Origin of the sequence: uncultured Candidatus Puniceispirillum sp., from assembly GCF_963979125.1 — a bacterium.
Lineage (GTDB): Bacteria > Pseudomonadota > Alphaproteobacteria > Puniceispirillales > Puniceispirillaceae > Puniceispirillum.
This window is the reverse complement of record NZ_CAXBVX010000185.1, coordinates 1-1,711: the sequence shown is the minus strand read 5'-3', so window position 1 is coordinate 1,711 and position 1,711 is coordinate 1. Positions and strand designations below refer to the sequence as shown.

Sequence of the window (1,711 nt, the reverse complement as noted above, 5' to 3'; positions counted from 1 at the left end):
CTATACGGGTTTCGGCAATGGCAATACAGCGCGTAACATTTTCGATCACCAAAGGACATTTGAAGCGAAGCCAAAGCTCGTCACGCAAATCAAATTTCGGCCAGCCAAGATAAGGCGCACTTTGTAAGGATTGTGATGTTTCGTTCAAAAATCCGGCAATTGCGAATCCAACGCCAAGCAGCCGCGATTGCGCAACCTTATGCAGCTTGCAAATCTTCGCAGCATGATGCGCAACCTCATCTAGCGTGCTAAATGGGTCGGCTGGCAATTTCGGGTAGAAAGAAACCTCATCAATCACCGTACCCAATAGATCGGTAAGGGTAACGCTGGCATGGGTGGCCAGGACAGTGACGCCAAGAACATAGCCGCCATCTTTATTGATCCATAAGCCAACACGCTTGCGGCCACGATTGAGGGAAACAACCGATGGCGCTCCCTCCTCAACAAGGCGCGAGCGAATCAGCTCACTCACAATATTGGTAATGGCCGCATTGGTAATGCCAACCGACGCCGCGATTTCAGTTCGATCAATACCCGGACTTTCATGGATCAAGGTCAACACTTTGCCACGGTTGGTTTGTCGCACGCCCTCAAAGTTTGTGGTGTTCTTATACATCGGTACTCAATTGCGCTTTATTTCATCTAAAAATCATGATTTATTTTTTAACTTAAATAAAAATAAGTCAAGGACTGACAATGAGCCAGAAAATCGACCATCAAAAGCCAAATATTGTTCTGATTATGACTGACCAGCAGCGCGCTGACACAATTGCCGAGCTTGGGCACCCTTGGATGCAAACCCCAAATCTGGACAGGCTGGTCAAACAGGGCACGTCCTTTACCAATTGTTTTGTGACCTCGCCGGTCTGTGTTTCATCACGAGCGAGTGTTTTCCTTGGCGCCTATCCGCACACCACCAATGTCTATACAAATTTTGAAACATGGCAGCCGAACTGGGTTAGCTGGCTTGCGCAGGCAGGCTATCACTGTGTCAATATTGGGAAGATGCACATAAACCCCTATGATGCCAAGGGCGGATTTCATCAACGATTTTTTGTTGAAAACAAGGATCGGCCGCTATTTCTGGAGGACCATGAACGCGCGCTTTACGACGAATGGGATAAGGCGTTAAAGGCGCGTGGACTGGAAAAACCATCCCGCTACACGCGGGTTAGAGACGATCGTGATGCTTTTTTAAAGAACCTCGGTTGTTTCACCTGGGAAACTGATGATGACATGCATCCAGATAATTTTGTTGGCGACACGGCGGTCTGGTGGCTCGAAGACCGCAAGGCCAGCAGCCCGTTTTTTTTGCAAATTGGCTTCCCCGGCCCACACCCACCATATGATCCGACAGATGAATTTCTGGCAATTTATAAGGATACCGAATTTCCCCATCGTGCCGCATCGCAGCAGGAATTGGCCCAACAGCCCAAGATGCACCAGCAGCTTCGTCAAAGTATGGTTGATTTCAACATAGATAGTGTTGCGTGGCGTGAAAATCTGACGGATGAAGATATCCAGCGGCTACACCGTTATTATGCGGCGAACGTGTCGATGATTGATCAGAAAGTTGGGCAGATCATGGACTGTCTCGACAAGCAGGGACATTTAGATAATACCATCGTCATTTTCTGTTCTGACCATGCCGATGCGTTAGGCGAACATGGGCATATTCAGAAATGGACAATGTATGATTGCGTGACCCGGG

At 48.3% G+C, this 1,711-nt stretch carries 2 protein-coding genes; one reads left to right on the top strand and one right to left on the bottom strand.

Annotation, left to right across the window (positions count from 1 at the left end; translation table 11 throughout):
• Window positions 1-616: ROK family protein (locus ABNT28_RS11025; RefSeq protein WP_348721634.1), on the bottom strand; the 616-nt coding region annotated here is incomplete at its 3' end.
• An 80-nt stretch (window positions 617-696) separates the two neighbouring features.
• On the opposite strand from ABNT28_RS11025, the gene ABNT28_RS11020 reads away from it, so the two are divergent.
• Window positions 697-1,711: sulfatase-like hydrolase/transferase (locus ABNT28_RS11020; protein ID WP_348721633.1), on the top strand; the 1,015-nt coding region annotated here is incomplete at its 3' end.